At 42.7% G+C, this 8,941-nt stretch carries 7 protein-coding genes; all 7 read left to right on the plus strand.

What is annotated here, in order from left to right:
• Positions 1 to 1,468, plus strand: a 1,468-nt coding sequence (locus tag BLT02_RS16310) for a transposase (protein ID WP_092997991.1), incomplete at its 5' end; no start/stop codon positions are given.
• 372 nt (positions 1,469 to 1,840) lie between these two features.
• Positions 1,841 to 2,065, plus strand: coding sequence for a helix-turn-helix domain-containing protein (locus BLT02_RS16315; protein WP_242869856.1), 225 nt, complete (start codon positions 1,841 to 1,843; stop codon positions 2,063 to 2,065).
• A gap of 308 nt (positions 2,066 to 2,373) precedes the next feature.
• On the plus strand, positions 2,374 to 2,739 hold the full coding sequence (locus BLT02_RS16325; protein WP_175453911.1) for a DUF3427 domain-containing protein: 366 nt from the start codon (positions 2,374 to 2,376) through the stop codon (positions 2,737 to 2,739).
• A 132-nt stretch (positions 2,740 to 2,871) separates the two neighbouring features.
• Positions 2,872 to 5,316, plus strand: a complete 2,445-nt coding sequence (locus tag BLT02_RS16330; RefSeq protein WP_092998000.1) for a hypothetical protein — start codon at positions 2,872 to 2,874, stop codon at positions 5,314 to 5,316.
• Positions 5,317 to 5,800: 484 nt separating this feature from the next.
• Complete coding sequence (locus BLT02_RS16335; RefSeq protein WP_092998003.1) at positions 5,801 to 6,067, plus strand: hypothetical protein; 267 nt, start codon at positions 5,801 to 5,803, stop codon at positions 6,065 to 6,067.
• Positions 6,060 to 6,623 (plus strand): zeta toxin family protein, encoded by a 564-nt coding sequence (locus BLT02_RS16340; RefSeq protein ID WP_242869857.1) that lies wholly within the window; start codon positions 6,060 to 6,062, stop codon positions 6,621 to 6,623. The genes BLT02_RS16335 and BLT02_RS16340 overlap by 8 nt, the downstream gene beginning before the upstream one ends.
• Before the next feature lie 684 nt (positions 6,624 to 7,307).
• On the plus strand, positions 7,308 to 8,519 hold the full coding sequence (locus BLT02_RS16345; protein WP_175453912.1) for a histidine-type phosphatase: 1,212 nt from the start codon (positions 7,308 to 7,310) through the stop codon (positions 8,517 to 8,519).
• Positions 8,520 to 8,941 lie beyond the last annotated feature (422 nt).

Consider the following 8,941-nt stretch of genomic DNA (forward strand, 5'->3'; position numbering starts at 1 on the left):
GCTCAAAGACGTCTTCCTCGAATTTAACAAACGTTTTGAAGACCTGATGACAGGTTATTTGTCCGTTGACGGCACAAAAATCATAGCATGTAATGCTAAAAGCAATAACTTCACAAGCAGCAAGATAGATGACCGCATTGCATGGCTGAAAGGGCACATCGAAGAGTACCTCCGCCAGATGGATAAACAGGACCGGGAGGACAGCCGGGAGGAAACCACCGACGGATCGTTTACATCCGAGCAGCTTGAAGCAAAGCTCGCAGAAGCCAGGGAACGTCTGGAGAAATATGAGCGCTACAGGGAATATATGGAACAAAACAATCTGTCCCAGATTTCCCTGACTGACGCGGATGCCAGACTGATGAAAAACCGTAACGGTTTCACTGTATCCCACAACGTGCAGACGGCAGTGGAATCCAACACACACATGATTGCTGACTTTACCGTCTCCAGCGACCCCACTGACTATGGGCAGCTGGAATCGACACTTCACGGCCTTAAGGAACAAAGACCACACAGGATCCTTGAAGCAACAGCAGATAAAGGCTACCAGTCAGAAGAAGACATGGCGCGATGCCTGGAAAACGGGATCCTTCCGAACGTGATTCTGCCGGATGGACAGGATTCTTATACCATTGAACTTCCTTATGAACCATGTGAAGACCCGCACCCGGAAAGCGTTGACCCTGCGGAACTAAGCAAGTGCCTCCGGGCAGGCATCATTCCGGACGCGTACAAAAGCCACATTTCTTCCATCCAGATACAGGAAAAGAATGTCTTGATCCGGTCAGAAAATGAGCCCGTTGCCAGGTCTCCCTTTCAGGATGAAGAAGAGATGCTTTCCAAAGCGGCGGAAGGATATTTTGTAAGGGATCCCGCGCGGAACATCGTGTACTGCCCGGCAGGAGAAATCCTTCGCCAGAACATGGTGACGAAAAAAGACCGCATAAGGTACATCAATAAAATGGCCTGCCGGCGCTGCCCTTACCGGGATAAATGCTATAAGGGCAGGAAAGGCTTTAAGGAGGTCGAATTCAACAAAGATGAATTCTGCAAGCCAAATGGGGTATGGCAAAAGTCGGAAGGCAAAAAACCGGTATTCCAAAAACGGAGGGTCAAAAGGGAAAAGCGGATGATGGTCACGATCACGCTTGTTCCTGACCGCCGGAAAATGGCAAACCGGATGTGCCTTTCGGAACATCCTTTTGGCAGCATAAAACGTTTTCAGGACTCCAGTTACTTTCTGCTCAGGGGAAACAGGAAAGTGACAGGGGAGTTTGCGCTCTTTTCTCTGACCTATAACATGCAGAGAGCAATCAATCTCCTCGGATTTGAGGAAGTAATGAGGAAAATAATAGGATATTTATTTTTCTTCACTGACCCTCACTGCACAAATGCTGAAAACGCGTACAAAGTCTTGTATTTACCGGTGTGTTTGCAGTCATTAAGACCTGACAAATGTGCCTGAGCCTTCAGGGAAATCTTTATGTTTTTATTGTCGGACACTCTGAGGGGACGGTCCTTTTGTTTCCGTCCCCCTGTTTCATGTATGAACAAGGGGACAGAAACAAAAGGATCGTCCCCATTTCCCTGCGTCCCCATTTCCCCACCCATTTCCCCACCCCTTGACATTTGCGGGCTTGGGAAAACAGCAGATTGTGTCCTGGTGGCAAAGATGATATAATTGGGAAAATTAGTCGTACGGCTAAATAATGATGCTGTAATGCAATATTGAGCCGTACGGCGAATTTTTCTTAAAGAACACTGTTATGAGCCGTACGGCGAAATTTGCATGGGGGTGTGGGTTTCCGTGCGGTTTTTTATAGCCTTGGAGGAGAGGATGATGCGTATCACAAGTGCGGCAGCCTTTGGAGAAGTGATCCGTGCAAGACGTAAGGAATTGCATTATACGCAGGGGTTTCTGTCTGAATTCAGCGGACTGAGCGTGAGTTTCATATCTGATCTTGAGAACGGGAAGAAAACTGCCGAACTTGAGAAGGCCATCTACCTGGCAAATCTGCTTGGGCTGGATCTGTGCCTGGAAGGACGTGAACATGGATCATGAGAAGTATCAAATCAGCATTGAAAGAGACGGCAGGATGGTTCCTGTTGGATCGATCAGCGGTGAAAGCTATCGGACAGCAACGTTCTCATATATAGGGGAATACCTGGCTGACAGAAATGCATTACCGGTTTCCATCAGTCTTCCTTTACAGCGGGAAAGCTTTTCGGCGGAACAGACCAGGCGGTTTTTTGAAGGACTTCTTCCGGAAGGGAGATAGGGGACGGTCCTTTTGTTTCTGTCCCCCTGTTTCACGTATGAGCAAGGGGACAGAAACAAAAGGACCGTCCCCATTTCCCACGAAGGACATCATGGTCGGAACAAAGATATATGAGGGCATTGTCTATGCATATGTAACAGTTATTAAAGCCAACAGCACCAAGGATGACCTTAAGTATGTAGACGGATATATCGATGAAAACACATTCCAGTGGGAAACAGTCGCTAATGTCAGTGACCGAGAACTCAATGCCTTAAAGAATAGCAGAAAGATGCATATCTTTGTTAGAAAAGTGGACAATGAGGATAGGATCCAGCTACCGTTTACCTATATCGGATCCGGCCACATGGAATACATAGATGGCTCAAAGAAACCCAATGGAGCGCACCTGTTCCATATCCCGATGGATGTGACTGCGCCGGAGGATTTGTATTTTGATTTCAAACTGCCAGAGTGATAATCATTATATGATAAAGAATTTCTTTGTCGTTTATGTCTGAGCGAAAAGAAAAAATGGCTTCCAATATTTCTGCAAATGATAATAGTTTGTGTAATATTCGTGTGTTAAGTTGTAATTAAGGAGCAGAGGATGGAGTTAAAAGAGATCTTTGAAAAAGTGAAGAGTGGACGTGCTATTCTGATAACTGGTAGTGGAGCTCACATGAAAGCCATTGGAGCTAATGGAAAGGAGTTTCCCTCTGGAACTCAACTTTCAGAGAGGCTATATCATGAATGTGAAAACTTCAATCCAGATGATCCAGGAGATTTGCAGGATTCATCTGAAATGTATCTTGAGACCCACTCTGCGCAAGAGCTGGCCGAATTTTTGAAAACCAATTTGTATGTGAAAGAGATTACCAAGGCTCAAAAAGATCTCTACAGAATTAAATGGCTAAGAGTATATACTACAAATTACGATGAAATTCCTAGACTTGCAACTGCAGATGACGACCAGACTTATGTTCCTGTTACTTTGGATACAAAATATGAACCGAAACTAATTAACGAGAGGTTATGTGTGTATCTTAATGGTTATATAAATAATCTTACGGAAGATAAGGTAACCACGGAATTAAAACTTACGGGGAAAAGCTACCTTGTTTCAGATTATATTGAAAAAAGTCAATGGGGTTCGATTTTTAACTCAGATATTGAATCGTCAGCATGTGTAATTATTGTTGGTCTGTCTTTAAATTATGATTTGGATATAAAGCGTTTTATTTGCAATGCGCAAATAAAAGATAAGGTTTATTTTGTAAATAAAGCAGACATTAGTGACGATAACAAGAGAAAACTAGGCAGATATGGTAATGTACTTCCGCTAGGTATCGAGGAGTTTACAAAGCTATATTCTGATTATATTTTGAAGAATCCGTATGTTTCTGATAATCCGATTATGTACCAGTCTTTCGAACGGTACTCCCAGGCCTATAGTTTATCAGTAGCTACTATAGCAGATGTCCATTCATTTTTGCTTCTTGGCAATTATAACAAAGTTCCTAATATTTGGTATAAACGTAGTGGAAAGTATTTGAACATTGTCGACCGAACACAAATTGAAAATGCGGTAAATTTATTGTCGAATGGGAAAAAAGTTTTGTATGTTCATTCAAACCTTGGTAACGGTAAAACAATATTCATCGAAGAACTAAAACAAAGACTTCATGGATTAGGTTACGAGATTTTTACACTGCAAAATGAGTATCCGAATTGCATTCATCAGGAGATAAGGCAGATTTCTCAGGTTAAAGGGAAACGGCTAGTTGTGATAGAGAATTACTTTAATTTCACAAAGGTTATTGAAGAATTTGGCTACTACTGTTTGAAAGATATTCAGTTTGTTTTTTCCGCAAGATCCGCGTTGCGTGATATTCGAGTTGTAGATGTGACTAATTTTTTGAGTCTCAAGGAAGGAGAATCCGAATTTATCAATTTGAACAAACTGGATAATCATGAAATATCAATGTTAAGAGTTATTTTTGAGCGAAATGGTTTATGGGGGCGTCTTAGCAAACATACTGCTAAGCAATATTCAGAATTAAAAGATAGAAATAAGGGAAATAGGGAATTCCAATCGATTCTGATAAACACCATTCATGCAGAATCGATGAGGCGAAGGTTCAAGAAGACGATAAAAAATATCAAAGAGATGTCTGGCAATTATTATAATGCTTTAGTTCTTGCTCTTTTGGTCAAGATTATGAGCTTAAATATTAGCGCTACAGATATTGGGAGAATAATTGGAATCAACATTGCAATGGAAGCAAATTTTGTTAGCAATTCTGATGTAAAGGAAATCTTGGATTTTGGCTCCGGAAAAGCTGAGTATAATATCAAGTCGGCAGTAACAGCAAAATTTATCCTTCAAGAATTGGGATATGATGATGCTATTATAAATGTGTTGATTAAAGTAGCAGAATATGCAAATAGTTATTACATGATAGAACAATACAATAGCGTATTAAGAAATATTATTTCATATTCACATGTGAAAACAATTTTAGGAACTGGAAACAAAGAGGCGTTTTTGATCCGCTATTATGATAGCTTGAAGAATCTGGATTATTACAAACAGAATTCATTCTATTGGCTTCAGTATTCCATAGCATGTACAAATGTTAAGAGATATGATCTTGCACAGAAATTTATAGATAATGCTTATGAATACTTCCGAACAACTGATACAGTAGTTCCGTTTCAGATTGACACACAACAAGCAATATTAAATATGTTGAGAATTGAAGAAAGTGAATCAGCTGAAACTCCAGAATTATATGAAAAAGCGCATAAACTATTAATGAAACCTATAGTATCTGTAAAAGATGATCCCGCAAAACAGATAACTGTTTTTAAATTTTATGTTAGAAACTCTGTTGCAGAACATATGAAGTCAGCAGATGCTTATAAGGATTATATTAGATATTGTGCTGATGCCTATAATAAAGTGAAACGCTACAATCAGACGAATGCTAGTGATTGGACAAAAAAGCTTGAAAAGAAATTATTGAAGGCATCGATTATTGAAAAGGAATGATATGAAGAGTTATAAAATGATGTAAGGGTCAAAACCCCTAGGAGTGAAGTGACGTTAAAGACCTTAAGGCGGTAATCACGAGCTAGACGGACTAAGACCTTCTATGATTTAACAAAGAAATCATAGAAAGTCTTAGATAATAAGAGACTTCATGTGAACAGGGCTAAGGGACAGTCCTTTTATTTCCGTCCCCATGTTTCTGCATTGAGGAAGTACTCGTCAGCCCCTTGACATTTGCGGGTATGAGTAAAACTGTGTCAATCTGAGTTAATTGTGTTTAATCCTGGATGTCATTTTTGAAACCATGAATGAACGAGGATTATCAATACTTGACTTTACATAGCAATGATATGGATTCTTGCAGGTAGAGTGTGTATAATGAGGTATAGCAATAGAGCATGCAAGAGACGTATTTGAAAAATAGAAGAAGTGAAAAAAGCATCTGAGCCTGATTTTTATGAATAATGAAACGGAGGTGCTAGATATGGGTGCAGGTATTAAAAAGGAACCGGTTGTAATGGAGTCCGGAAGAATAATACATGTTGCGAAAAAGGGATATTCGAGCAGGGGGCTTGCATTAACCGGCGACATTTCCTATCGAGATCGGGAGATGGATATCAGAGCTCAAAAGGCTGTTGAAAAGGCTGTAGAGAGGACAAGAATATTTGGAAAACCAATTGCCAAATATGACAGAGAAACAGGAACTGCATACTTGGAATATGCTGACGGACGGAGAGAAATCATTGAATGATCAACGTAAACCTATGGTGTTGATATTTGCCGGGCCAAATGGATCAGGGAAGAGCACAATAACAGAATATTTTGAAATTGTAGGTCGCTATACAAATGCGGATGATATGGTCAGAACAAGTTTTATCAGCAACGAGAAAGCTGCTGTACAAGCTGATGAACTCAGATATGAGTCTATCCGTCAGAAAGAAGATTTTACATTTGAGACCGTTCTGTCTTCAGAATACAAGATTCACATACTCAGGGCAGCAAAGGATGCTGGATATTTCATTAAATGTGTTTTTGTTCTAACAGCTAGCCCTGACCTGAATGTTGCAAGGGTGCGTTCCAGAGCCGCACTTGGCGGACATGATGTAGATCCAAAGAAGGTAAGGGAAAGATATAGAAAGTCCCTCTCTAATATTAGTGTACTGATGGAGATTTGTGATATTTTGCATGTGTATGACAATACCAATTCCAAACCGGTCAGAATAGTCAGGAAACATAAGGAAGATATTACAATCTACCCCAATAAAGACTGGAGTGAAACAGCTTTGTTATCTTTGATTAACGGTTAGATAATAGTTCTCAGAAAACATCTCATATCTGGAAAGATATGGGATGTTTTGGCATCTGCTCCAACAATTACTCGACAGCCCCTTGACATTTGCGGGTATGAGTAAAACTGTGTCAATCTGAGTTAAATGCAGTCAATCCGAGGCAATACTGTGCAACATTTGCGGAAGAGCAGGAGATCATGAAAATGGCGGTGGAAAATGGGATTTACGTAGGATGTGCTGCCGAAAGAGTCTGAATTACAGGCCACCATTTCCTGCAGCCAGAAGAACCTGACGCTGCAAAAGTTTTATTGGAGGATGGAAACAATGTTCAAAACAGGAAATGCAGGGAAGAAAACCCTCAGCATCGTGATCGCCGCTCTGCTCTGTTGCTGTGTGGCATGCAGTGCAGCGAAAGGAACGAAGGGAATGGATGCTGATGCGGCAAATCAGCAAAATCAGACAGGTCAGACAAATCAACAAGGTCAGTTAAATCAACAAGATCAGTCAAGTCAGCCAGATCAGACAACTCAGGCAGGTCAGACAACTCAGGCAGGTCAGACAACTCAGGCAAGTCAGATAACTCAGGCAGGTCAGACAACACAGCCAGATCAGACAACTCAGGCAGAGCAGTCAGATCAGACAACTCCGTCAGATCAGCCGGATCAGGTAAGTCAGCCGCAGGCAGATACGGATACCGTATATGTGTCTCCGGATGCGCTGACCCACGACGGCTATACGCTTGATCGGGTTGTTGTGCTCAGCCGGCACAATATTCGGTCCCCCCTGATCGGAAAGAATCAGGGCGCCGGAAAACTCACACCGCATGAATGGTTTGCATGGACATCCCCTACAAGCCAGCTGTCTGTACGCGGCGGCGTCCTGGAAACATGCATGGGACAGTATTTCCGGATCTGGCTGGAGCGGGAAGGACTGTTCCCGGAGAATTATCGTCCGGAAGAAGGAGAAGTCAGGATCTACGCCAATTCCAGGCAGCGGACCATTGCGACTGCCCGGTTCTTCTCTGCTGGGCTGCTCCCGGCTTTTAACTCGGAAGTTGAATACCATGAGCAGTTTGACGAGACAGATCCTGTGTTTTCCAACCGGCTGACTTTTTTTTCAGAGACATATCAGCAGGCCGCCCTGCAGCAGATTGACGAGATGTATTCTGATGAGATTACCAGGCTGGAGGATAATTACAGGCTGCTGGAGGATGTGCTCGATATTCGGGATTCCGAGGCCTGGAAAGAAGGTGCGGTGGGCGAATTCCGGACAGACGACACCACCGTGATTCTGGAAGCCGGTAAGGACCCGGCTGTGGAAGGTTCGATAAAAACAGCCAGCGTATTGAGCGACGCACTGATGCTGCAGTATTACGAAGAAGATCCTGTGGAAGCGGCTTTCGGGAAAATACTCAGTACTGAGCAGTGGTGTGATATTGCGGGAATCAAGGATGTATACCACGGGATACTGCTTTTTACGCCGCTTGTTGCCCGGAACGCGGCGAATCCGCTTCTGAAAGAGATACTGGGTGAGATGACATGCGATGAAAGAAAATTCACTTTCCTGTGCGGACACGACCTGAACCTTTGCAGTGTGCTTGCTTCATTGGAAGTGGAACCCTATGAACTGCCGTCGGGGATTGAAAAACGGACTCCTATCGGCGGCAAACTGGTTTTCAGCCGCTGGTGCAATGAGAGTGGCGAGGCCTTCTGGGATGTGGACCTTGTCTATCAGACGCCGGAACAGCTCAGAGAGGCCGACATCCTGACATGGGATCACTCTCCGGCCATCTACGATCTCTCATTCAGGGAGATCGGGCAGAACGCGGACGGCCTGTATCCGGAGAAAGTGCTCTTCGACCGGTTTGAGTTCGCAATCAGCGCTTATGACAGCATAGTGGAAACATACAGGTGAATGGGTGTGACAGGGAGGCCAGGGGGGTGTCAGGGGGACGGTCCTTTTGTTTCCGTCCCCATGTTTCCTTATTGAGGAAGTACTCGTCAGCCCCTTGACATTTGCGGGTGTAGGAAAAACTGTAATAGAAAACAAGGGACGGTCCTTTTGTTTCTGTCCCCATGTTTCCGCATTGAGGAAGTACTCGTCAGCCCCTTGATATTTGCGGTGTGAGTAAAATTGTGTCAATCTGAATTAATTGTAGTCAATTCGGGATAATGTACGACAATTTTTATATGGTTCAAAAATACATTAAATATGTTATAAAATATGAAAATATTTTAATATAATATGTATTTCCGTGATAAAATCACCTTGAAGGAGGTGATGCTTTTGCGTTCAAAAGATGTACTGCAGCTACTGCGTGTCACAAGGCAGACCTT

This window comes from Sarcina sp. DSM 11001 (genome assembly GCF_900101015.1).
Classification (GTDB): domain Bacteria; phylum Bacillota; class Clostridia; order Lachnospirales; family Lachnospiraceae; genus CAG-791.